The 24,609-nt window shown below is 38.9% G+C and carries 24 protein-coding genes; 10 read left to right on the plus strand and 14 right to left on the minus strand.

Going from position 1 to position 24,609, the window contains the following annotated elements:
* Positions 1-5: 5 nt before the first annotated feature.
* Together IE056_RS09615 and IE056_RS09620 are read right to left on the minus strand one after the other, a co-directional pair.
* Positions 6-887: an arsenite methyltransferase gene (locus IE056_RS09615; RefSeq protein ID WP_189604499.1), complete on the minus strand. Its 882-nt coding sequence runs from the start codon at positions 885-887 to the stop codon at positions 6-8.
* A 68-nt stretch (positions 888-955) separates the two neighbouring features.
* Positions 956-1,291: an ArsR/SmtB family transcription factor gene (locus IE056_RS09620; protein ID WP_189604500.1), complete on the minus strand. Its 336-nt coding sequence runs from the start codon at positions 1,289-1,291 to the stop codon at positions 956-958.
* 313 nt (positions 1,292-1,604) lie between these two features.
* Here IE056_RS09620 and serA point away from each other — a divergent pair, with 313 nt between their 5' ends.
* Positions 1,605-3,497 carry a phosphoglycerate dehydrogenase gene (serA, locus tag IE056_RS09625; protein WP_189604501.1) on the plus strand — a complete coding sequence of 631 codons (1,893 nt, stop codon included), beginning with the start codon at positions 1,605-1,607 and terminating at the stop codon, positions 3,495-3,497.
* Positions 3,498-3,667: 170 nt separating this feature from the next.
* Positions 3,668-5,791 carry a glycoside hydrolase family 97 protein gene (locus IE056_RS09630; protein WP_189604557.1) on the plus strand — a complete coding sequence of 708 codons (2,124 nt, stop codon included), beginning with the start codon at positions 3,668-3,670 and terminating at the stop codon, positions 5,789-5,791.
* A 121-nt stretch (positions 5,792-5,912) separates the two neighbouring features.
* Here the strand turns inward: IE056_RS09630 and IE056_RS09635 are convergent, their stop codons facing one another.
* On the minus strand, positions 5,913-6,767 hold the full coding sequence (locus IE056_RS09635) for a universal stress protein (RefSeq protein WP_189604502.1): 855 nt from the start codon (positions 6,765-6,767) through the stop codon (positions 5,913-5,915).
* A 383-nt stretch (positions 6,768-7,150) separates the two neighbouring features.
* Positions 7,151-8,194: a response regulator gene (locus IE056_RS09640; RefSeq protein WP_189604503.1), complete on the minus strand. Its 1,044-nt coding sequence runs from the start codon at positions 8,192-8,194 to the stop codon at positions 7,151-7,153.
* A 340-nt stretch (positions 8,195-8,534) separates the two neighbouring features.
* Here IE056_RS09640 and IE056_RS18485 point away from each other — a divergent pair, with 340 nt between their 5' ends.
* From IE056_RS18485 to otsB, 4 genes are all read left to right on the plus strand, one after another.
* Entirely contained in the window at positions 8,535-9,212 is a 678-nt protein-coding gene (locus IE056_RS18485) for a zinc ribbon domain-containing protein (RefSeq protein WP_229793722.1), read from the plus strand.
* A 169-nt stretch (positions 9,213-9,381) separates the two neighbouring features.
* Entirely contained in the window at positions 9,382-9,945 is a 564-nt protein-coding gene (gene azu / locus IE056_RS09650) for an azurin (RefSeq protein ID WP_189604504.1), read from the plus strand.
* Positions 9,946-10,130: 185 nt separating this feature from the next.
* Complete coding sequence (locus IE056_RS09655) at positions 10,131-11,060, plus strand: 1-phosphofructokinase family hexose kinase (RefSeq protein WP_189604505.1); 930 nt, start codon at positions 10,131-10,133, stop codon at positions 11,058-11,060.
* Between the two features lie 32 nt (positions 11,061-11,092).
* Positions 11,093-11,893 carry a trehalose-phosphatase gene (gene otsB, locus IE056_RS09660; protein WP_189604506.1) on the plus strand — a complete coding sequence of 267 codons (801 nt, stop codon included), beginning with the start codon at positions 11,093-11,095 and terminating at the stop codon, positions 11,891-11,893.
* Positions 11,894-11,913: 20 nt separating this feature from the next.
* Here the strand turns inward: otsB and IE056_RS09665 are convergent, their stop codons facing one another.
* The 5 genes from IE056_RS09665 to IE056_RS09685 are packed head-to-tail and all read right to left on the minus strand — an operon-like array spanning position 11,914 to position 15,738.
* The gene (locus IE056_RS09665; RefSeq protein ID WP_189604507.1) at positions 11,914-13,056 is read right to left on the minus strand and encodes a DUF6920 family protein; all 1,143 of its coding nucleotides are present in this window, start codon (positions 13,054-13,056) and stop codon (positions 11,914-11,916) included.
* A gap of 31 nt (positions 13,057-13,087) precedes the next feature.
* Entirely contained in the window at positions 13,088-13,945 is an 858-nt protein-coding gene (locus tag IE056_RS09670; RefSeq protein ID WP_189604508.1) for a universal stress protein, read from the minus strand.
* Between the two features lie 11 nt (positions 13,946-13,956).
* Positions 13,957-14,565, minus strand: a complete 609-nt coding sequence (locus tag IE056_RS09675) for a universal stress protein (RefSeq protein ID WP_189604509.1) — start codon at positions 14,563-14,565, stop codon at positions 13,957-13,959.
* A 44-nt stretch (positions 14,566-14,609) separates the two neighbouring features.
* Positions 14,610-14,873, minus strand: coding sequence for a universal stress protein (locus IE056_RS18620; protein WP_189604510.1), 264 nt, complete (start codon positions 14,871-14,873; stop codon positions 14,610-14,612).
* A gap of 4 nt (positions 14,874-14,877) precedes the next feature.
* Entirely contained in the window at positions 14,878-15,738 is an 861-nt protein-coding gene (locus IE056_RS09685) for a universal stress protein (RefSeq protein WP_189604511.1), read from the minus strand.
* A 430-nt stretch (positions 15,739-16,168) separates the two neighbouring features.
* On the opposite strand from IE056_RS09685, the gene IE056_RS09690 reads away from it, so the two are divergent.
* Together IE056_RS09690 and IE056_RS09695 are read left to right on the plus strand one after the other, a co-directional pair.
* Positions 16,169-16,399: a hypothetical protein gene (locus IE056_RS09690; protein ID WP_189604512.1), complete on the plus strand. Its 231-nt coding sequence runs from the start codon at positions 16,169-16,171 to the stop codon at positions 16,397-16,399.
* Positions 16,400-16,538: 139 nt separating this feature from the next.
* The gene (locus IE056_RS09695) at positions 16,539-17,627 is read left to right on the plus strand and encodes an acyl-CoA dehydrogenase family protein (protein WP_189604513.1); all 1,089 of its coding nucleotides are present in this window, start codon (positions 16,539-16,541) and stop codon (positions 17,625-17,627) included.
* A 191-nt stretch (positions 17,628-17,818) separates the two neighbouring features.
* On the opposite strand, the gene IE056_RS09700 is transcribed toward IE056_RS09695, so the two are convergent.
* From IE056_RS09700 to IE056_RS09710, 3 genes are all read right to left on the minus strand, one after another.
* The gene (locus IE056_RS09700; protein ID WP_229793723.1) at positions 17,819-18,475 is read right to left on the minus strand and encodes a response regulator transcription factor; all 657 of its coding nucleotides are present in this window, start codon (positions 18,473-18,475) and stop codon (positions 17,819-17,821) included.
* Between the two features lie 457 nt (positions 18,476-18,932).
* Complete coding sequence (locus IE056_RS09705) at positions 18,933-19,481, minus strand: hypothetical protein (protein ID WP_189604514.1); 549 nt, start codon at positions 19,479-19,481, stop codon at positions 18,933-18,935.
* 47 nt (positions 19,482-19,528) lie between these two features.
* Positions 19,529-20,671, minus strand: coding sequence for a zinc-dependent alcohol dehydrogenase (locus tag IE056_RS09710; protein WP_229793724.1), 1,143 nt, complete (start codon positions 20,669-20,671; stop codon positions 19,529-19,531).
* A 143-nt stretch (positions 20,672-20,814) separates the two neighbouring features.
* Here IE056_RS09710 and IE056_RS09715 point away from each other — a divergent pair, with 143 nt between their 5' ends.
* The gene (locus tag IE056_RS09715) at positions 20,815-20,988 is read left to right on the plus strand and encodes a hypothetical protein (protein WP_189604516.1); all 174 of its coding nucleotides are present in this window, start codon (positions 20,815-20,817) and stop codon (positions 20,986-20,988) included.
* Between the two features lie 116 nt (positions 20,989-21,104).
* Here the strand turns inward: IE056_RS09715 and IE056_RS09720 are convergent, their stop codons facing one another.
* The gene (locus tag IE056_RS09720; RefSeq protein ID WP_189604517.1) at positions 21,105-21,449 is read right to left on the minus strand and encodes a cupin domain-containing protein; all 345 of its coding nucleotides are present in this window, start codon (positions 21,447-21,449) and stop codon (positions 21,105-21,107) included.
* Positions 21,450-21,635: 186 nt separating this feature from the next.
* Positions 21,636-22,019 (minus strand): PAS domain-containing protein, encoded by a 384-nt coding sequence (locus IE056_RS09725; RefSeq protein ID WP_189604518.1) that lies wholly within the window; start codon positions 22,017-22,019, stop codon positions 21,636-21,638.
* A gap of 783 nt (positions 22,020-22,802) precedes the next feature.
* On the opposite strand from IE056_RS09725, the gene IE056_RS09730 reads away from it, so the two are divergent.
* Positions 22,803-24,596, plus strand: a complete 1,794-nt coding sequence (locus tag IE056_RS09730) for a chloride channel protein (RefSeq protein WP_189604519.1) — start codon at positions 22,803-22,805, stop codon at positions 24,594-24,596.
* Positions 24,597-24,609: the final 13 nt, after the last annotated feature.

Here is a 24,609-nt window from a genome sequence, read left to right on the forward strand (position 1 = left end):
AATTTTTAGCAACATCCGGATCCCGGTGCGCAAGTGGCCCCGCTTTCAAGTTCCTTCAGCTGGATTTTCTGCTTTTTCTTTCCCGGTTTCTGTGCAAAAACAGTGATGCTGAAGATGCCTGTTTTTCCGGAGTTGAATTCGTTGATCTCTTCAGCAGAAAGATATTTACCAAGGATATCATTGGGGATCTCGATGGCTTTTTCCTTTTGCAGCGTAATTTCCTCAAAACCTGATTCTTTGATAAAACCAAGATATTCTTTCTTTTGAATGGCTCCCGAAATACATCCTGCATACATCTCTGCGTCCTCCTGCAATGCCTGTGGCAGATCACCCACCAGAACAATATCTGAAATACTGAAGTGACCTCCCGATTTTAAAACCCGGAAAATTTCAGAGATAACTTTTTGCTTGTTGGGAACGAGGTTTAAAACGCAGTTGCTCACCACGACATCGGCCATGTTATCTGAAACCGGTATTTCTTCAATGTCTCCCTCGCGGAATTCTACATTATTAAATCCTAATTTGTCTGCGTTGATCCGTGCTTTTTGGATCATGGCACTGGTAAAGTCGATGCCAATTACTTTACCTGTTTCGCCGGTTTCATGACGTGCAATAAAACAGTCATTTCCGGCACCCGATCCCAGATCAATCACCGTATCACCCGGCTGAATGTGGGCGAATTTTGTTGGTAAGCCGCAGCCAAGCCCTAGATCGGCGTCTGTGTTATAGCCCTGGATATCCGAATAATCGTCGGTCATGATATTATAGACTTCTGTAGAGGCAGCGCCACTTCCACAGCAGGAAGATTGATTGAGCGCCTTATCCTGTTCGGCTATCTGGCTATATTTTTCGCGAACGATGTTTTTTAACTCTTCTGAAGTTTTCATAAGTACAGTAATTAAAAGTTGGTATTCAAGTGAATGATAATTTAATAGTTGTTACAGCTTAGCGGCTATTAACAACATTCTCCCGTTGAAGGATCAACGTATCCGTCAAATAATCCGTTGAAAAGTGCTTTGATCTCTGCCCATTTCTTCGGATTTATACAATAGCTTACCGAAACTCCTTCGATGGTGCCCTGGATGATTCCAATTTCTTTAAGTTCCCGTAAATGCTGACTAATTGTTGCCTGTGCAAGTCCCAGTTCCTGAACAAGGTCTCCGTTTATACATGCATTTGTTTTTAGTAAATGCTGGAGAATGGCCAGTCGCGCCGGGTGTGCCATTGCTTTAGCAACTTTTGCAAGTTCATTTTGTTCCTGCGTAAAAAGATCTGATCTGGTAACGCCCATGTAGTTATATTTGTTTATTGCAATATTACGATTAATTCTGAATTTAAGGAATAAATTTGAAAAATTTATTTTCCGAAGTAGATGCTACGTATCATCATATTCGTAATGCTACTGCTGGATATTTCAGATTTCTAAAACGAATTTTGCGTGAAGGTCAGGTATTTTGCCATATTCTCAATGAACCTTTAGAAATGCTGTTTCCGAAGATTATTTAAGAAAAATAATTTTGAGCAAACCTTAATAATTTTGAATTCCTGAAATGATTTAGTCTTACAAAAACCTTAGTTTTGATATTCATTTTATTCAGCAAAGCATGGAAGATAACAGGTATTTTGTAATTGATTTTGACAGCACATTTACCCAGGTAGAAGCCCTTGACGTTTTAGGCGAAATTTCCCTGGCAAACGATAAAGACCGGGAGAAAAATCTGGAAGAGGTGAAAGACCTTACCGATCAGGGAATGAAAGGAGATCTTTCCTTTCGGGAATCCCTCGAAAAAAGGCTGGCACTTCTAAAAGCAAACAAAGAACACCTGGCGCCTTTAGTGGAAGCCCTGAGTAAAAGGATCTCCTCTTCATTTATAAGAAACAAATCTTTTTTCCAGGAGAACCGTGATAATATTTATATTATTTCCAATGGGTTCAAGGAATTTATTGTGCCTATAGTTCAGGAATATGGCGTGAAGGAAGAAAATGTTTTTGCAAATACGTTCGAATTTGATGCCAATGGAAACATTACTGGTTTTGATATGGAAAACGGACTTTCCTTCAATAATGGAAAAGTAGAACAACTTAAAACACTGGACCTTAAAGGAGATGTGTACGTTATTGGAGACGGGTACACAGATTATGAGATCAAAGCTGCGGGGCTGGCCAATAAATTCTATGCATTTACCGAAAATGTGGAAAGAGCCAATATTCTTGAAAAAGCAGATCATATCACTCCAAGCCTTGATGAATTTTTATTTTTACACAACATGAATAAAGCCATTTCTTATCCCAAAAACAGGATAAATGTATTATTGCTGGAAAACGTCCACCCTGATGCTTTCAAGATAATGAAAGAAGAAGGATACAATATCACCACCCATTCCGGTGCTATGGATGAAGAAGAACTGGCAGAAAAGATTAAAGATGTATCTGTGATCGGGATCAGGTCCAAGACACAGCTTACCAAAAAAGTGCTTAAAAATGCTAATAGATTGATTGCTGTAGGAGCCTTTTGTATAGGAACCAATCAAATTGACCTGGACGAATGTCTTAGAAGAGGGATCGCTGTTTTTAATGCACCTTACAGCAACACCAGGTCTGTGGTAGAGCTGGCCATTGGGGAAATTATTCTGCTTATGCGCAACCTGCCCGATAAGATCATGAAAATGCATGAAGGTACCTGGAATAAATCTTCCGATAATAGTTTCGAAACCCGCGGGAAGAAACTCGGGATCGTTGGATATGGAAATATTGGAGCCCAGCTTTCTGTAGTGGCAGAATCTATAGGTTTTGATGTTTATTTTTATGATGTGGTGGAAAAACTAGCGCTGGGAAATGCCACAAAATGTAATTCCCTCGAAGAGTTGTTTGAGAAAGTAGATATTGTAACCCTGCACGTGGACGGAAGAAAATCCAATAAAAACCTGATTGGGGATAAAGAATTTGAGCAAATGAAGGATGGGGTGATATTCCTCAACCTTAGCCGTGGACATGTAGTAGACATTGATGCACTTCAGAAGCATATTACCTCCGGAAAAATTCAGGGAGCGGGAATCGATGTTTTTCCTGAAGAGCCTAAGACCAATAATGAAACTTTTGGATCTGCACTTCGGAATTTACCAAATGTCATTCTTACGCCGCATATTGGTGGAAGTACACAGGAAGCTCAGGAAAACATCGGAAATTTTGTTCCAGGTAAGATCATTGATTACATCAACACCGGAAGCACCACCAACAGTGTCAACTTCCCGAACCTGCAGTTACCGGTTCTTGAAAATGCTCACAGGCTTATCCATATTCACCACAATGTACCGGGAATCCTTGCGAAAATCAATGAGATCCTGGCAAAACACAACATCAATATTGTAGGCCAATATTTAAAGACCAATGAAACCATTGGTTATGTGATTACAGACATTAACAAGGCGTACGATAAAGGGCTTATCAAAGACCTAAAAGAAATAAAAGACACCGTAAAATTCCGGATCTTATATTAAACATTCTCTCTAAGAGACCCGTACATTAGTTTTAGAAAAGGGGTTTTTGATGTATCTTTGAATGGTATAAAAAGTGTGAACTTTTTAGCAGAATGAACATTAAAAACCCTTACTATATGTATACGCAAACAAGAGATTTTCTCTTACAATTTTCAAGGAGAACCCTTATAATGGTTTTCTTTCTCGCCACTACTGTGACTCTTTCTGCACAGCAAATTTCATCACCCGATGAAAATTTAACTTTAGAGTTTGAGCTTCAGGAAAATGGAGTTCCTGCATATCAGCTTACCTATAAAGGTAGGGAGGTGATTAAACCAAGTAGCCTTGGATTGGAGCTAAAGGACGATGAAGTTTCCCTGGTAGATGGTTTTAGTATTGCAGATACCGTAACTTCTTCTTTCGATGAGACCTGGGAACCGGTTTGGGGAGAAGAGAAGGAGATCAGGAATCAGTACAATGAACTGGAAGTTATTCTAAACCAAAATGATACAGATCGCAGTATCGTGTTGCGTTTCAGGTTGTTTAACGACGGACTTGGATTTAGGTATGAATTTCCACAACAGGAAAACCTTGGCCATTTTATAATTTCAGATGAAAAAACCCAATTTGCCATGACCGGAGACCACACGGCTTTCTGGATTCCTGGTGATTATGATACTCAGGAATATGATTATATGGAATCCCGTCTATCTGAAATTCGCCAGCATATGGAGAATGCTGTGACAGAAAACCTGTCGCAAACCTCTTTTTCTCCAACCGGGGTACAGACTTCCCTGATGATGAAAAGTGATGACGGACTTTATATTAATTTACACGAGGCTGCATTGATCGACTATTCTGCAATGCACCTGGACCTTGATGACGAGAATATGATCTTTGAATCATGGTTGACGCCCGATGTAAAGGGGAACAAAGCGTATATGATCGCTCCTTCAAATACGCCCTGGAGAACCGTTATAGTTAGCGATGACGCCCGTGAGATCCTTGCTTCAAAAATGACTTACAACTTAAATGATCCTATTGCCATTGATGATGCTTCATGGATCAAGCCCATCAAATATGTGGGTGTATGGTGGGAAATGATCACCGGAAAAAGCTCCTGGAATTACACCGATGAATATTCTGCTGTAAAACTGGGAGAAACCGATTTTGAAGCGGCAACACCAAATGATACGCATGGAGCTACTACAGAAAATGTAAAAAAATATATTGACTTTGCTTCTGAACACGGATTTGACGGAGTTTTAGTAGAAGGCTGGAATATAGGTTGGGAAGACTGGTTTGGGAATTCAAAAGATTATGTTTTTGATTTCGTGACTCCATACCCTGATTTTGATCTTGAAGAAATTCAGAAATATGCTGAAGGAAAAAATGTAAAAATGATCATGCACCATGAGACTTCATCTTCGGTACGTAATTATGAGAGGCATCTGGATACTGCCTATCAGTTTATGAAAAAATACGGCTACGATGCTGTAAAAAGCGGTTATGTGGGCGATATTCTTCCAAGAGGAGACAACCACTATAGCCAGTGGATCGTAAATCATTATCAATATGCCATTGAAAAAGCTGCAGATTACGAGATCATGGTAAATGCACATGAGGCTGTGCGCCCCACGGGAATAGGCCGTACCTGGCCAAACCTCATTAGTAATGAATCTGCCAGAGGTCAGGAATACCAGGCGTTTGGAGGATCGAAGCCAAACCATGTAACGGTGCTACCGTTTACACGTTTGATTGGTGGTCCAATGGATTATACACCCGGGATCTTTGAAATGGATATCAGTAAACTTAATCCTAACAACGATTCTCATGTAAACAGCACTATTGCAAATCAGTTAGCCCTGTATGTGACTTTATACAGTCCGTTGCAAATGGCTGCCGATCTGCCGGAGAATTATATGAGATTCATGGATGCATTTCAGTTTATCAAGGATGTAGGAGTAGACTGGGATGAAAGTATCTACCTGGAAGCAGAACCTGGAGATTACGTGACTGTAGCCCGTAAAGAAAAAGGAACCAATGACTGGTTTGTAGGAAACGTAAACGGAGAAACTCCCCGTACTTCAAAAATAAGTTTTGATTTCCTGGAAAAAGGTAAAACGTATGTTGCCACTATATATTCCGATGCAAAAGATGCTCACTACAAGGATAATCCGCAGGCATATAAAATAAGAAAAGTGGTTGTGAATAACAGGTCAGAACTCTCTCAAAGGTCTGTTCCCGGTGGAGGATATGCTATAAGTATTCTTGAAGCAGAAAAATCCGAAACCAGGGGCATTAAAAAGCTTTAATATCAATTAATAATTTAAAAAAAAGATCCAGTTTTCCAATCGGAGAAACTGGATCTTTTTTTATTTCTAACCTGAAAAAATGATCTGCAGGTTTTAATCAGACGAAAAAGAGGTAGCTTTTTTAATCCTGATTCTTTGTCTGATGTAAAACCAATACAGGAATGGTGGAATAATGACCCAGATTTTTATATAGTGGACTCATTAATAAATTCTGAAAGAAATTATGTTTCTTGTTGATAAAGGCAATCATATCGCTGTCCCGGCTCTCTGTAAAGCAATAAATACCTATGGGCAGACTAACGTGTTCAAGCGAGTGGAAACTGTGGGATACGTCCCTTAGATAAAGTCCAATGTGTTTCTTGTTGGCTTCCTGGGAACTGCTGAGTTCTCCATCTTCTACCACGTGCAGCACTCTTATGGCGGCATTGAATTTTTCGGTGAGCTGCGTGATGAAATCAAAGTCTTTTTTATGGTGTCGCATTTTATATCCGTTTGGCAGTACAATTTCCCTTATTTCTTTAAAAGTTATGTGAGAAGGTACCGCCAGTATAGGGCAATTCTGGACCTCTTCCATAATATTTTTCGTGTTACTGCCATACAGTACATCATAATCACCTGTACTTCCCTGTGTGCCAATAATGATGATTTCAAAAGAATTTTCTGCTATGATTTTTTTAATGGCTTCTGTTAAGGAATCGTTGCTGGTAATGCCTATAAATTCATGATTTTTTAATTTCTTTTGAGTAGTAATTTTGAGGATAAATTCTTTTAGGTTTTTCTCAGCATCTGCTTTTGCTTTTTCTGCAGTGGCATTTCCGGGAATGGCCGATAATTTACTTTCAGAATCATATCCGTTGACCTTATAAGTATTCAGGAGTGTAAATTGGCAGGAATCCTTCCGGTACATATCTATGGCATAAAAAATGGCATTTAAGGAATTCTCTGAAAAATCGGTAGGTAGAAGGATGTTTTTCATGATTGCAGAAATAAAATTAAGTTCTAATATATCTATTTTTCAATGAAAAAGAAATGATAATGATCAGACATCTTGTGATGTGAAGATGTTTTTCAGGCAGATATTATTGTTGGACTAGAAAGCTTGCACAGCGATTAATCCCTCAAAATCCAACAGTGGATGGTTATGGCTAATGAGAAGGTGGGAACGGAAAAGCTTGTAAAAAGCTTTTAATCCTAAATCCGGAATCTATTTCTGAATCTTGTGGTACTATTTTCAGGTATTCCTAAAAATCGGGTAAACCCAAAGCTTCGGAACAGGTTGTTATAAACCTAATTTTTCAGAAAGGCTTTTCTTCAGAAGCATTGATATTTTTGAAATTCTTTTGAGGAATAGCAAGCAGGTTATCTAATACTTTGAAGTTTATCCATGTTCAGGATCTTTATGCTTCTTCCTTCAATATCAATTACCCCGTCTTTCTTTAGACTCGACAGGCTTCTTATAAAACTTTCTGTAGAGATGCCTGCTACACTGGCCAGGTCACTGCGTGAAATTTTAATCTCGTCCTGACTTTTATCTTTCATAAGTTCTGCAAACTGTAAAATGGTGTTGGTGGTTTTCTTTAAAACCGATCCATACGCCATTTCCAGCAGGTGCTCTTTTAGAGTAGATAAATTATCTGAAAGTAACTGGGCCAGCTCAATTGTCAACTGATGATTTTTGGAAAGGATTCCATTGAATTCTGTGTGTGGGATCCTGTAGAGCATTGATTTTTCAAGAGCAGTTGCAGTTTCAGGGTACGAAGACATATTTTTGAAACAGTAATATCCGAAGAAATTACCTTTATTATAAACCCCTGTAATCAATTCCTTTCCATACTCATCCATCCTATGCGTTTTAACCAGGCCTTTATCCAGCAGGTAAACATAATCGGCATTTTTATTCTCCTCATAGATGATCTTGTTTTTTGCACATTTGCAGATCTCACCTTTTTTCTGAAAATAGTCCAGCAATTGGTTCATGGAGGAAATGGCAGCAGTTTTTTCTTCCTTGATCTTTTCTCTTTTCACTTTTAGAATAAAGTACTTTGCAAGTCTGCTTTCAATGGCATCAATTAGATCCTTTTCAAGGAAAGGCTTTGTGAGGTAATCATCTGCGCCAAGGTTCATTCCTTTGCGCACATCGGCAGCTTCAGCTTTGGCCGATAAAAATATAAAAGGGATTAAACTGGTAGAGTCAATTTGATGCAGAGCTTCAAATACGCCGTATCCATCAAGTTCCGGCATCAAGATATCGCACAAAATAAGGTCTGGCTGGTATCTTACTGCAAGCTCTACACCCATTTTACCGTTGGCTGCATCCAGCACCAGATAATTGAGCATCTCCAATAGTTCCTTGGTATTTTCTCTTAAAGTTTGATCATCTTCTATGAGCAGTATTTTTTTCATAGTGCCTCATTATAAATAGTTTTTTCCTGAAAAAGTTCTGGTGAAATTAGTCGACATAGAAGAAATTATCGGGTGCTTTTTCCCTGGACTTATTTTCTTTTTCAAGAAATCAAAATTACCTCAGGTTACATTGTAACTGTCAGGTTCACAATAGATTTTCAGTTTTATTGCTTTCTGAAATCTGATATAAATATACTAAAATTTTCTTAAATTATTCGAGGATAAATTGTAAATTTAAATAGAGATGCTCTCGTATTACAAGCGAAAAATATGACATATGTCATAGTAATTTCTGTAGCATCCTGTTAACTTGATTAGTGTAAAATAAAAAGCAGAAACAATGGTACATTCAATACAGTCTAATGCGGCACGGGAATTATATGAAAACCTCGGAAAACTCTTTTATGCTATTGCGGCTGCCGATAAAGTAGTGAGTAGAGAAGAAATTCGTGTTCTTTACGAGATAGTGGAAAAAGAGTGGGTTCCTGTAGAAGATTCCAGCGATGAATATGGAACCGATCTCAGCTTTCAAATAGAAGTGATCTTCGACTGGTATAAAGACAATGACTTTTCAGCAGAAGCAGCTTATGAAAAATTTGAAACCTACCAGAAGGAACATACCGGCTTATTTGATGCTGATTTAAATGATCTTATCTGGAAAACAGCCAACAGTATCGCTCAGGCTTTCCCAGGGAAAAACAGAAGTGAGATCCTAATGCTCATAAGGCTTAAATCCCTGCTGCACATACATAATATGGTGTCTCATGTATGCCAGAGCTGTGGTTTACCCTTACAGGAAGAAAATTATGGCACGAATCGCAATGATACATTTAATGATGATTATTGTAACGTCTGCTTCCGGGATGGGGAATTTACGGACCATTCCCTCACTTTGCATAAGCTGGAGACACAATTAGAGGAGAGTGTAAAACATCATAATACCATTTCCTTTGAAGAGGCCGAAAGGCTTAAAAAAGTTCTTCCTACTTTAAAAAGATGGCGAATGAGCAGGATTTGATCCTAATTAAAACCAGCAGCTTAAATTTTAAATATTCCAAGGTCTTAAGACTCTCATAAAAGCCTTTGGAATATAAGGTTTTCAGGCCGATTTCTTTTATCTTTGGCTTATAAAATGGAAAACCATTTTTCAACGATAAATTTAATTTTTAAACTTTAACTAATTAATAATGAGAAATTTGAATAGGATTTTAGCCATTTTTGTAACCGTGATAATGATAAGTTGCGGTAATAATCAAAAAGAAGAAGAGGAGAGAATTACTATTGGCGATAACAACCAGTTGGAATCTACTGAAACTTCTGAAGGAACCACATCAACTACAGACACAGGTTCTGAAGCTTCTGAAACCAGTGAAGATGGAGTAGTGGAAGTAAGCATAACAGGAAATGACCAAATGCAGTTCAATAAGAATGAATTACGTGTTAAGGCGGGACAAACGGTACGTTTGACCCTTAACCACTCTGGTCAGTTAGCTGAAAATGTGATGGGGCACAATGTAGTGATCCTTAAACAGGGAACAGATGTGACAGATTTTGGAACTCGTGCAGCATCAGCCAGGGATAATGATTACATTCCGGCAGATTCAGATGAAGTTATAGCGCATACAGAAATGATTGGAGGAGGAGAAAGTACCACCATCGAATTTGAAGCTCCCGAAGCAGGAACCTACACTTTTATTTGTAGTTTTCCGGGACATTATGTTCAAATGCAGGGAGAATTTATCGTAGAATAAATTCTGAAAACTTCAAGAATATAAATCCTGAGCCCGGCTCAGGATTTTTTTTTGCTTCAACTTCTCCTTACAACCTGGTTTAACAGAAGAAAAAGAAAAAATAACGTGGATTTAGCTTTTCATTCAATAATTATTTAAATCTTTAATAGGCACAATAAAGAACAGTATTTAAAAAATTCCAGAATATGATATTAACACTTACCGTGAATCCCGCACTGGATATTTATACCACTGTAGAACACATAGAATCTAATGAGAAATTAAGATGTAAAGCTCCAAAAAATGATCCTGGTGGTGGTGGCGTAAATGTATCTCGAGTGATCAAACGACTTGGAGGGGATTCTACGGCAGTTTATACCAAAGGGGGCTATACCGGTGATATGTTCCATGATCTTCTAGAGCAGGAAGGTATTCGCCAGGACACGGTACAGGTGAAAAATAATCTAAGACAGAACTTTGCGGTCACCGAAACTTCTACGGGCAAACTTTATCGCTTCGGAATGCCGGGAGCACCTTTAGCAGCTTCGGAATATGAAGCGATCCTGGAAAAGATCGATGCCTATCCGGAAGCAGAATTCCTGGTGGCAAGCGGAAGTCTGCCACCCGGTGCGCCTGAAGATTTTTATGCCAGGGTAGCAAAAAGAGCTAAAAAGAATAACATTAAATTTATCCTTGATACCTCAGGAAAAGCTTTTTCGGAAGTTCTTAAGGAGGGAGCTTATCTTTTAAAACCCAATATGAGAGAGCTGCGAGATCTTACCGGCCAAAGTGCAGAAAGTGAACAGGAACAGAAAGAACTCCTACTGGAGGTACTCGAAAAACATGATATTGAAGTGATCGTGGCTTCCCTGGGAGCCAACGGTGCTTATCTGGCAAAAGACGGGAAGGTGCAGCATTTCCCTGCCCCTTCTGTAGAACATATAAGTTCAATTGGAGCAGGGGATAGTATGGTGGCAGGAATTGTTTACAGTCTTTCCCGGGGGAACCCAGTAGATAAAGCTGTTCTTTACGGACTTGCCTGTGGAAGTGCAACCATAAAATCTCCGGGAACGGAACTACTGCAAAAAGAAGATGTAGTACAGCTTTACAGTCAGATGACGGGCGATAACAAATAAATTTTATTCAATAAATACAGCTAAACCAACCCATGGAAACGAAAAAAGAGAAATTTCCCGCAGATCTACCTTCAGCTTTAAATAATTTTCAAAAAGTAAAGGAAGCTTTTCCGGAGTCGGGTCCGTTGTTGTTTCTGGATTTTGACGGTACCCTGGCACCTATTGTGGATCATCATGATGATGCTGCCATTTCAGAAGAAATGAAATCATTGGTTAAAAAGTTATCTCAAAGATTTCCGCTTGCCGTAGTAAGTGGAAGGGGACTTTCAGATGTTCGCAAAAGGGTCGATCTTCCGGAATTATATTATGCTGGCAGCCATGGATTTGAAATCTCCGGACCCAATGGATTTTCCAAAGATCATGAAGAGGCAGTAAAAGTGATTCCGGTTTTTAATGAAATAGAACCTATTTTAAAGGATAAACTTAAAGACATTCCCGGAGTGGATTTTGAGAGAAAGAAATTCACGCTGGCCATCCATTACCGGCAGGTGCCACAGGCGCAGGAGGAAGAAGTGCATTCTGCAGTTTCAAAGGTGCTGGAAGATCATAAACAGGTAACGAAAGCTGACGGGAAAAAAGTAATTGAGATTAGACCCGCCATTGACTGGCACAAAGGAAGAGCGGTGGAATTCCTCAAAAAACAACTTAGTCAAGAAGAAAATACATTTTCGGTGTATGTAGGAGATGATGTTACAGATGAAGATGCATTTGAATTTGTAAGTAACGGATTGGGTGTGCTTGTAGGAGAGCATGGCCGGCAGACTTTTGCAGATTACAGCCTGAAGGATCTGGAGGAAGTAAAATCCTTTTTTCGGAAATTACTGGAGGAATAGAATGAGATATTCTGTACGAGCTATATATAAGTTTCGGTTGGACTAAGCTCTGTTTCTGAAGAATGATAGGGATGCTTTACATTATATTCCAGGTGAGTGATCTCCAGGTGAAGCCAGGTGAAATCGCCATCCGGTAATTTCCAGGTAACTCTGCAGTTCGAAGGAATGCGGGTGCCGTTGAATTCCCGGTAGTCAAGAGCTTCCACCAGCCAGGGTTCCTGTTTGGCGTCTTTTCCGCCACCTCTGTATCGCAAGGCCTCAAAAGATTGAAAATCTCCGGTTTCAGAAAAGCTAAAGGTGCCTGATACTTTCTGATCACCGACTCTTATAGTAGCCTGTGCTGTATGTTTACCGATCTGTTCCCAATGGAGATATTCCTTTGCTGCTGCAGAAGGAAACCAGCAAATTTCTGAAAGATACCTTATCATGGTTCCGGAATTGATCCTGTCATTGGATTTTTCATCTACCACCTTGAACAAAGACAGCAACTTTATTAGCATTTTTCCCTGACCATTTTTTAATTGGTCCCTTCCGTGGAGATAAATAAGAGGCATGGGCTGAACCCTTGTGGTCCAGACGAAGCCCGGATCCTGCACATTAAAATATTGTTCCGCAGAAAAGGGCATCCAGCTCCCATCGGGCTTTGTCCTCATCTTTCCCTGCTGTTTCAACCGTAGCGTTACAATTTCAGAAGTAACGGCGCTCCCCGATCTTTTGATCCATTTCTGAACTGCAGGTGGGAGGGAGACAAAATCTGCAGGGCGATGGACTTTCAGGTTTTCAATTTCAGCATTTTCAAATAATCCGGAACCTTCCTTTAAAGTGGCATTATTGAATTCCATTTTTCCATAGGCCGGGATACTTATCGCAATAATCACAAAGTTGAGAATGGTGCCATATTTTGCATCACCCCAGTTTAAAGTAATAAGGAATTGAGACATGATCACTGCAGCAATGGTTATTTGTGGCCATCGTTCTGCCTTCATATAATAAGCTGTCAAAGCCGCAAAGAATAGTAGGGCTGTAAACAACCATAATACTCCCAACGGCCTTGAAATTGTTTGACTCAATTCACTTACTGTTGCGGGACGAAAAGCTTTGACCACGCCCACCATGTGTATGGATCCATGAAGAAGTAAGATAATTAAAAACAGCGTCCTCATATGTTACGAATTGAATGCTTACATATTTCTCTTACTTTCTTTTTAAATGTAACACAAGCACAGGTACCATAGAGTCATAGCCAATCTCCTTGACCAGAGGTTGCAGGAAGAGGTTGTAGAAGAAATTGTGCTTTTTATTGATAATAGCCAGCATATGACTTTCTCTACTGGCAATAAAAGAATTGATGCCTTCAGCTATTTTTTTATGTGCAAGGGAATGGAAACTGTGATCTACATCTTCCAGAATATCTTCCAGCATTCCTTTATTCACTTCCTGTTCTGCAGTCATCTTATCGGTGTTTTGAATATGTAACACCCTAATAGCTGCATTATATAATCTTGCGGTATTGATAAGGTCCTTAAGTTCCCGTCTCTTGTAAAAGGTTTGATAATTGGTGGCGAAAACAATTTCCTTTTTCTCACCATCAATAAAGCTGGCATTTTCGGGGATTATCAGGGTAGGGCAGCAATAAAGATTTTCCATAACATCTACTGCGGTACTACCATAAATTTTTTGGATAGGATTATTTTCTCCCTTTGTACCCATTACGATCATCTCGATATCTTTGTTTCTTACCGCTTCACGAATTGCTTCCAGGACAGAGTTATAGGTAGAGATCTTTTCAAACCGGTGCTGTGAATTTTCAGATCTGTGGGCAATACCTTCCATTAGGTCATCCAGGCCGGTTTCAGATTTTTCTTTGGCCTTCAAATAGTTCGGATTATCGGGATTTGGCGCCATCAAAATATCTGTAGTAAGTTGGTAATTCTGATATGCATTAAGCAGATAAAAGGTGCATTTTTCATCCTGGAACAAATTGAGGGCATAGCTTAATGCATTCCAGGCATTTTCAGAAAAGTCGGTCGGAATAAGGATATTCTTTCTCATGATAGTAAGAATTAAATTATAGAATCTTTTGGATAGGATGAGTGAAAATTTTGGTTGGTGTCTACACCATTATGTGCAGTTGTAGCTTTTCCGGTGGGAGGAAGAACTAAAAATGGTATTTTAATATGAAATCCTATTTGGTTGACTACAGGCCTGAAAAACAGATTTTCGAAAAACGAATGCTTGTTATTTACCATTACCAGTAAATCTACCAGATGATCTTCCTGAAATTTGTTCACGGCTTCGGGCACGCTTTTTTCTGATATACTATGGAACCTAAAATCTTCAGCTTTAAAATATTCCCTCAGAAAACATTTTTGCTGCATTTGAAATTCACTTAAAGAAATTCCAAAATCTACATTCAGAATATCCAGTCTGCAGGTTTTTTGATGTAAAATTTCCCGTACTATTTGCAACGGATTTTTAGAAAAATCTGTTCCGAAATCTGAAGGAAAAAGTAGGGTCTTGGGAGTTTTATATACATATTGAGAAGGAATGGCCAGCAAGGGGCAGGTAACTTTTTGCATGGCATATACAGTATTGCTCCCAAAAAGAATTTCTTTTGCTCCAGTAGCGCCTTTTGTACCCATCACCACAAGGTCCATGTTCTTTTGGGCCACTTGTTCTTTAATTTCTTCGCTAAGATTATTGAAAGAAGAAATGGTTACAATTGGTGTCTGGAATTATTGATCTTTTTGGTGATCCTGGTTTTTAAACGTTCCAGGTTTTGCTCCGAATTGCTCTTGTAAGATTCAGTGAGATCGGGCGAAGAGTAACTGTTGAGCATGTATTCCGAATCATATATCACAGGAGTATAAGTGTTCAGTAAAAAGAAAGTACAGTCTTCCTCTGCAAAAAAATTAAGTGCGTAGTTGAGAGCATTAGAGGCATTCTGAGAAAAATCCGTGGGTATAAGTATCCTTTTCATCTTTCTAGTTATTTTCAGTGATTCGGCTGAAATTCTGAAGCACCATAAAAGGCACTTTGGGGTTCAGACTTATTTTATCTATGGTAGAAGGCGCCAGTATGGTTTCAAGATATGTCTGCCGGGAATTCACCATCACCAGCAGGTCTATCTGGTATTGATCAATGAATTTATTAATGGCGTCCTCTTTGGAAAAAGCATCACGGCCGTGACTTTCAAGCCTAATTTCATGAAATGCATCTTCCATAAACAATTTATTATCTCTTTGACGTAATGAGCTAATGGGAAATTTAGAAATATGGAGAAGATGGATCTTTGCACAAAATTTTCTTGCGATCTCCCCAACCAGTTTTAATTCTCTTCGTTGATACGGTAATAGGAAGTTTGTGGGAAAGAGAATATTTTCGGGAGTCTTGAATTCATAATTTTCCGGAATGCATAGTACAGGACTTTGGACATATTTTATTACCTGTAGCGTATTGCTGCCAAAAGTTATTTTTCGGTCATTGGTTTTTCCGCGGGTGCCCATCACAGCTACATCTGCATTCTCTTTGTTGATGAGATCATTTACCTCGTCTACGAGCAGTCCGAAGGAGGAGACCAGTTTATAAGTGTGTTTGGGGTTTGGAGAGAGTGCTGTGATCTTTTTCCTTATCTTTTCAAGTTGCAGGTTAGATGCTTCCATTATATCTTTTTTGATGCTTTTGAAAGCATCTTCAGTAAGATCTTTTTCATCCTTGTAAATTTCTTCGGCATATGCATGCAAGAGGAGAAATTCCGATTGTTCATACTTGAACAATTCAGAAGCATACCTTAGTGCATTGAAGGCATTTTCTGAAAAATCTGTGGGTACTACTATCTTTCTCATGATCCTGAAACTATACATTAAATGTATATCGATTTCTCTCCTGAAACTATGACGCTTATCAGTTTAAGAAAATATTTTGGAAGAATGCCTGAGAGCTTTTTTGAGAAGTAGAATGAAAAGGAGATTTTTTCTTCTGAAGTTAAATCCACATGTCCTCTTTGAGCTGAAAGATTCAGGGACTGAGCAGCTATATCGATTTCGTAAACTGCTCATTAGAGGAGCGTTGTAAAGATTTTCTTCAGAAAATGACTTTTCCGGAAGAAAAATAAGGAACGAACGCTGTCGAAATTTATTTTGTGCTTTCTGTTTTTGCTTTAAAGTGTTTAAAATCAATAATATAAATGTTGTAAAAATATTTTTGACTGTATGTTTTTTGAATAGGGGAATCACATACATTTGGCGAACAAAATCAATTAATAATAATTTTAAAATGAAAAAATCATTTTTGACTCTTGCAGTTTTCGCATTAGTTTTAAGTTTTACTTCTTGTAAAGAAACTCCAGCTGAATCTACTGAGGAAGTGGAAGTTATTGAAGGAACAGAGGTTGAAGAAACCGAAGTTGAAGAAGTTCCTGTGGAAGCAGAAACTCCTGCAGAAGTAGATTCACTTTCAACTCAGGAAGTAGCAGAAGATGAAATAAATGAAACTCCTGTAATCTAATTCAGGATCTTTCGAGATATTTTGAACCCGGCCTAACAGCCGGGTTTTTATTTTTAAAATAATTTCCTGATCATCTTTTGATTATCTCGAAATGTGCTGGAATTGTTCCGTAGCTTCTATATTTGTGAAAAATATCAATATGTGGCAGGAGGCAATCACAGCTGTACAATCGAATAACGAAAGCTGGATAACACAACATAGACGGCATTTCATTAAATTTTTCCGGGAACAGAATATAAAGCCTAAAGGCAAGCTCAATAAAACTGCCCTACAGGAACATTACAACACCCGACTTTTTAAAATGTATCTTCCGAAAGCTTTGGGAGGCCTTGAATTGCCGCTTCATATTGGCAGCCGCTGGATCGAAAATGCCTCCACTCTCGATAGTAATTGGGGCTGGTTATTGGCTATAGGTACCGGCGGTGCCTATTTTGCCGATTATATGCCTTCAACAATTGCGGAAAAATTCTTTCTTCCAGAGGAAGCACTGGTAGCCGGTAGCGGAAAACCAGACGGAAAAGCAGTTAATAGGAATAATGGCTTTAAAGTGGTATCGGGAACCTGGAGTTACTGCAGCGGAGCAGAGCAGGCTTCACTTTTTACGGCTGTGGTGCCTGCAGAACAAGGAAATCTGGCTGTCATTTTACCTGTGGATAAGGTAGAAATTATCAGGGACTGGAATGCTATTGGGCTTCCTCTAACCTGCAGCCATACCATTGTTGCCAAAGAGATCACGGTTTCTGAAGAATACTTTTTTGACCTGACTCAAACTCCACGTAAATCCACGTATCCTTTAGCCACCTATCCTTTCCTGCTGTTCGCACGGGCTTGTTTTGTTCCTGTCCTGATTGGGATAAGTCTTTCCTTCTGGAAAGAAGTAGAATCTTTACTGATAGAAAAAGAGACGGTATGGAAGAAATATCAACCGGAGCGGTATAAGTATGTTAAGGAAAGGATGGAAGATTTTGCTTCCAGGGTTCTGGAGCTTAAAGAAGATTTTTACAGTACTCTGGAAGAAAGCTGGAAGGAACATCAGTCCGGAGGGGATCTTCAAGAAAAGGAGCTTTCAGAAAAAAGCTTTGAAATTGCAGATCATTGCTATCGTTCATCTGCAGAGATTTTACCGGTTCTGGGAATGAATGTTCTGGATCAAACCCATCCTATCCAGTTGCTTTGGCAGGATTTGCAAACGGCAGGACAACATGCTGTTTTTCAAAATTATGTGTAGATTTTATTCCGTAAATATTGTTCTTTTTTTAAAATTCACCATTTCTGGGTATTGTCTCTTTTGTAAGCATCCATTATATTTAATTCAGGAAGTTGATCAAAAGTTTTTTCAGACTTTGAAAGTATGAGGATAACCGGCTGGTCAATGGAAAATAAAAAATCGGGGAAGTAGGGGGCCCCGATTTTTTTATTTTATATAAGATCGTAAGCATGCGCATATTCAGTAAATTCATATACTGAAGAAATTCCCAGCTTTTGTTTTATAAGTTTCCTGTGGGTATTCACTGTATCTACTGAAATGCATAATTCTTCTGAAATTTCTGCCGAACTTTTACCCAGTGCAACCAGGCGCAATACCTCTTTAGCACGTTTTCCAAGGGCCATAAATTTATCCAGATTTTTCTTGTAAAATTCATTTTCTGCCAGAAATCGTTCTGCCTTGTTAGGAATATGTTTCATTTGACCTATTGGGAAAGCGACGGTAACCATATGTGTTGGATTTTGTTGCTCATCCTGATGAAATATTCTTGTAGAAGATATGTGCCATACCCATTCCTTACGCTCGTATATTCTTACCTGTTGAAAGAAAGTAAAGGTTTCTTCAGGATCATTGTTACGGAGCAGTTTTTTAATCTTTTCAATATAGTCTTCCATGTCTTCATTATTGAAAAACCGCTCGTGGTATTCGGGACCCATTTCCCTTAATTCGTGCAGGCTTACGTCAAGCTGCTTTAGGCCTTTGGAAGACATATATAAAGTTTGAAAATCGGGAAGCCTGTGAACGATCACAACGCCTGGCATTAGCTCGGCACCCGGTGTAAACTGTTTTAACTTTTCTTCAATGGTCACTTTTGGTCATCATTAAGATTGGTATAGTTTTTTACTCTGTTATTCCGGGTTGCCATTTTATCAAGAAGGGCTGCTTGTATGAATACCTGTTTCGCAAGATATTCCCATTGTTCCTAAATTTTTTCACATTAGATCATCGGAACCTATTCAATAATAAGGCAGTTTGTCTAATTTACTTAAAAATATGCATTTATCGAAATAATATAATATTCCACTTGATAACCTCGTTGCTGATTCTTCATTTTATGGCAGGTGCAAGTATTCCGAACTTGTGGAGATACGGGAGCGATAGGGGGAATGTGCCTGGCAGCGGCAGGTAGCTTTGAAAAGAGCAATAGAAAATTGGTAAGAATAAAAAAAGGCTGTCAAAAAATACTTTTTACCTAAACCTGAAGTAATTTCAGAATGATGATCTTAAAGCTTTCCGGACAGCCTTCCTTATTGGATGATGACTTATTTAGTAATATTGCTGCGCTTCATCTTCTTCACATTTACATCGGGTAGAAAGAAGGTATGTAGCTATACCCGCTGTCACTCCTATGACTGCGGCAGTTTTAATCAGGAAGTTTTTTCGGTTGTATTTCCACTCTGCATTCCAGCCACGTTCCGCGAAAAGGTTTGGAATATGTCCGCGTTTCAGATCTTCTGCAATTCCTTCCAGTTCACCAATTCTGTCGGCCATTACTAAAGGAAGCCAGCGACCATAGCTGTTCTCGCTGTACTTAAAGGCCACACGACGTATCATGCCGCTAAGACCTTTGGGTGGGACTGAGGTGCCGAATACTGAAGTAATATTTGGTCTTTCTACAGATTTAAGGACTTCTATATTGATCTCCTGTTGTGGAGGTCTGTCCCAGGTATAACCATCGGTTTCTTCATCTGTCCTTTTCTTCATGGGATAGGTAGGATCGTTCTTTGGATCTGCATCGATCCCCCATCCTTTTATATGGCTGTGATCACCGCCTTTTTTATATCTAAAATTGGCGGGGTTTGTTTCATCTGTCATAATATGTAATATTTTAAAATTTTTATTGCCTTCTCAGTTTCTTCAGGTTAAGCTGAAGGTGGGATCAAAACAGGTTTAATACAGTTATCCAGTTTTGTGGACATGATATGATATCCTTCGGCAACTTCCTCCAACGGAATGCGATGCGTGATCAAGGGCTTAGGATCTATAATACCATTTTTCACATGCTCAATGAGCTTTGGCAGCTGCTTCTTCACTGCTGCCTGATTGGCCCGAATGGTAATTCCTTTGTTAACTACATTTCCTATTGGAATCAAGGCATCTATTGGTCCGTAAACACCTACAATGGATACTATTCCACCTTTTTTAACCGAATTTATTGCCCAGTGCAGGGCAGTGGTAGATCCGCCTTGTAGCAGCATTTTTCGTCCCAGGAGGGTATTCATAGTATCTCCGGCAGCTTCACAACCTACGGCATCTATACAAACATCGGCGCCCAGGGAATCGGTGATTTTTTTAATGAATACTACCGGATCTTCCAACGACTTGAAATTATACACTTCACATTGGGCATATTCTTTAACAAATTCCAGTCGGTAATCAAGTTGATCTATAACAATTACTCTTCCGGCACCAAATAGCCAGGCAGATTTTGCTGCCATGATCCCAATAGGTCCGGCACCAAAAACCACTACGGTATCACCTTCCTGAATTCCTCCCATTTCTGCCGCCTGGTATCCCGTAGGAACCACATCGGTTAATAAGACTGCATCATCAAGATCCATCCATTCGGGAATTACAGTGGGGCCAACATCAGCGTAAGGTACACGTACGTATTCCGCCTGTCCGCCGTTGTATCCTCCAGCGGTATGGGAATATCCAAAAATCCCTCCCACAGCAGTAGCTTGTGAATTGGCTTCGTGGCAGTTTCCATATAATTCCTGTTTACAGAAAGCACATTTTCCGCAGGCAATATTAAAAGGCACCATCACGGTATCGCCAACTTTTACGTTTTGAACGGAGGATCCCACTTCTACGATCTCTCCAATAAATTCATGGCCAAAAGTAGATCCTACTCTAGTATCGGGAACGAGACCGTGATATAAGTGAAGATCAGAGCCACAGATGCAGGAACGCAGCACGCGTACAATGGCATCTTCGGGATGTTCTATTTCTGGATAAGGCTGGTCATAATCGGCGCGGACTCGAAACGGACCGCGAAAGTTCATTGCTAACATAATTTTTCTCCTTTCAGTTTAAATGCATCAATTTTTTCAGTGAGTGGACATCGGCTATTGCATTGATTAGCTGATGCCTGTCCTTTAAAAATAAGCAAACCGATAGCCGATGAAAAGTTTTTAACGGAACTTTAATGTCAGGTAGAAGAGTAAGAGAAGAGGAAATTAGCGGGAAGACCGTTGGGAGTGGGGAAGAAAATTTAGAGAAAAATATTGTTGAACAGCTATTTTATTTAGAAGGAAAAATGGTTAAAATTTTTTCAATTCCTGGAAAAAAATACCTGATCATTTGCTATTGCTGGTATTGACTGCCTGGTTTAAATAACCAACTGGAAGTGCATTCTATTAAATGTACTAACGTCAATCTGAGGTGCAATTGATCAGGTGAAAGTTTAAATCCTTTGCGGGAGATAACAGACCAATATCAGGATTTTTCTGCCACTCCTTTTACACGTTCCGCAGTATCCGCTTTGGTAAGGGTAAGACGAATTGTACTGTCTTGCAGTGCTTCCAGGTCATGCGGCACATTTCCTTCCAGAAAAACAAGATCTCCTTTTTTAAGTTCATTGGATTCTCCTTTAATGCCAAACCGGATATGACCCTCAAAAATTTCAACTACGATAGGATAAGGAGTTTTATGCTCTTTCATTACATGTCCTTTTCGCATTGCTATTCTAATTTCCTTGCTGCTTTCGGTATCGAAAAGTACCTGTACCGCAGGTTTATTCTCATCGTATTGCAGATCATTTACTAAAGAGGCTTTTTTCATAATTTTTTTTCATTTTTTTTCTGATTAGGATAAGAGTTTTAGCCTTATTAAAAATGTTTAATCAACTGAATAACTTTTGTCTTATTATCCTTTTTCCTAATTTACTGAAAATTTATTGATTTTTGACGATTTTACGCGAACGGATCACGGATAGGAATGTACACCGGCACATTAGAAATTGCGATATTATTGCTCCGCCTGCCCTGTAAAATTCCGGAAGGTAACTATTACTCCCATTATTCGCTCATCCTGTTCGTCAAAGTAAGGTTGAACGATCAGTTTGCACAATTTTCCATTGGATGTATTTATGATCTTCTCCCTTGTTTTTTCTACAAGCAGCACACATCTGATGCTTTTGATGAGAGCGTTAAGTTTTATTTTATTTTGTAAACCGAAAATACTCTTACCAATATCTTCCGAAGAAATAAGGAACAAATCTTCCGCGGGAGCGGTAAAACTTTTCAATGTCATTTTGGGATCAATGTATAGTTGAGGTACTACTGATTTTGAAAAATAGTGTTCCAAAGCCTGATTACCAGCAATTATTTTATCCTGACTTAGAAGTGCCATATTTTTTTGTTTTAAATATCTTTTAAGGGATAAATTCCGGTGCCGTATAATGAACCGAAATATATTTTTTAGTATGGGTAAAATTGGGCCTGCAGAACATTCTGCTACAGGCCCGGAAGTTTCGAGAATATTATACTCTGCTATTACGTTTTTTCATTTTCTTTTCTTCCTTTTTACGTTCGATTTTTTCCTGCTTTTTTGCTTTTAAATCAGTAGTAGAAGGTTTTAAAGTGACTCCTCTTTTTGCCATGATAATTAACTTTTAAAAATTACAGTGAATAAATTTTTTGAGAAATCTTATCCTGTTGTAGAAACTTTATGCCACGAGTTTATGGTCCCTAAAAAAGGGAGCAAATTAAAGTAGTAAATGATAAAGTTAAACAGGATGTTTAAGCACACTCGTAGGTGCTTAGAAATTCGGAAAGATAATTTTCAATTTTCTTGAAATAGTGTACATCTTTGGAAATAGATTGACCTGCAAGTTACAGTTTATATTACAATTTCCCTAATTAAGGTCTTCCTGAAGATGATGATGAAGATCCCAGGAATCTGCTTGATCTTCTTCGGTAGTTTTTAAATTTTAAAGAATTGGGCTGAAATTCTCTGTCTCTCTTAACAGCAAGATGCCTGGCAGTATAGCTGCATTGAATAAGGTTTTATGATTTAATAATTCCATATGATCCTGGGTGAAGTAGGGCAGAAGGTTCTTTCAAGTATAAACTAAATGAGTAGCTTCAGAAGGAGTAAGTTTTTCTTATCTTGGAAGCTTTAGTGATTAAGAATATGGAACTTAAATCTTTTTTCTCTTTGCAAAAATTTCTGGATTGGAAAACCAGGCATCTTACTCACCATCAGTTTCTCATGATCATTAGTTCCATCGTAGGCTTTATTGCGGGTTTAGTCGCGGTGGTCATTAAAAATCTCACTCATTTGATCCAGGCCATTCTTGAAGGCGAATTGATTTATAACTATCATATTGCCTTTTATTTTATCTTTCCGGTTATTGGGCTCGCATTTGTTTTATTCATCATCAAATGGGTGTATAGGAAAGAGGTGGAAAGTGGTATCCCAACCACTCTTTTTGCTATTTCCAGGCAGAAAGGAATTCTATCTAAATTTCAGGCATATGCTTCTTTGATAACCGCGCCTATAACTGTTGGTTTTGGGGGATCTGTAGGGTTAGAGGCGCCGGCAGTTGTAACGGGTGCTTCTCTAAGCTCCAATCTTTCAAGGAAGTTAAAGATGAATCAGGCTTCACGAACCTTATTAATTGGGTGTGCGGCGGCCGGTACGATGTCATCTATTTTTCAGGCTCCCATTGCAGCCATAATTTTTGCTATAGAAATCTTTAGTCTGGATCTGACCCTGGTATCGATGATTCCCCTTCTTCTGGCTTCCATTTCTGCTATCTTAACTACCTATTTTTTCTATGGATCTGATGTGATCCTGCATTTTACATTAACAGATGAATTTGAAGTTTCGGAAGTTCCTTTTTACATTCTCCTCGGAATTATTTCCTCTCTGTGTTCCATTTACTTTTCGAGGATCTACTTCAGAATGGCAAAATTTTTTAAAAAATTCGGTTCACGATGGAAGCGCTTGTTGATAGGCGGTTTTGGTCTCGGAGTCCTCACTTTTACTTTTCCGCCACTATATGGAGAGGGTTATGATGTCATAAATAATCTGCTCGAGGAAAATTACAGAGATGCCCTGGGTTCAAATAATCTTTTTAGTGCTTATCTTGAAAATATCTGGATTGTAATCGCCTTACTGGTGAGCTTAGCCGTTTTAAAGGTTGTTGCCACTTCTTTAACCCTTGGAGCAGGGGGAGTTGGAGGTATTTTTGCTCCTGTGCTGTTCATGGGAAGTGCCATGGGGCATTGTATTGCATTAATAATAAATAAAATGGAAATCTTCAGAAATGATGTTTCTGTAAGTAATTTTACGCTGGTAGGAATGGCGGGTCTTATGGCAGGAATTATGCATGCACCGTTAACGGCTATTTTTTTAATTGCAGAACTCACACGTGGCTATGAGCTGTTCATTCCGTTAATGATCACTGCTGCAATTTCCTATATGGTAACCAGTCAAATTCAGAAACATTCCGTTTATACCCTGGACCTGGCTTCCCGTGGAGATTTGATCACGCATAACAAAGATCAGGCAGTTCTTACGCTCCTGGAGATAGGTGAAGTAATAGAAACCGATTTTATTCCGCTTCATATCAACATGACCCTTGGAGAAATAATAAGGGAAGGGGTTATAAAATCGAAAAGGAGTATTTTTCCCGTTGTAGATGAAGAACATAATCTTAAAGGTATCCTGTTGCTGGATGATTTGAGACCTATTATGTTTGAGCGGCAACTTTATGACGAACTGAAAGTAAGCGAAATTATGCAGGCCCCTCCAGAGGTTATTCAGTTTAAATCTGATGGAATGCATGAAATTATGAGAAAGTTTGAAGAAACCGCGGCATGGAATTTACCTGTTGTTGAAGATGGCAGGTATAAAGGTTTTGTCTCAAAATCAAAATTATTGACGGCTTACCGGGATATATTAGTAGAAGTTACACTTTAAATTTTCTTTAGAG

The sequence above is a fragment of the Salinimicrobium marinum genome (genome assembly GCF_014651535.1).
Taxonomy (GTDB): Bacteria; Bacteroidota; Bacteroidia; order Flavobacteriales; family Flavobacteriaceae; genus Salinimicrobium; species Salinimicrobium marinum.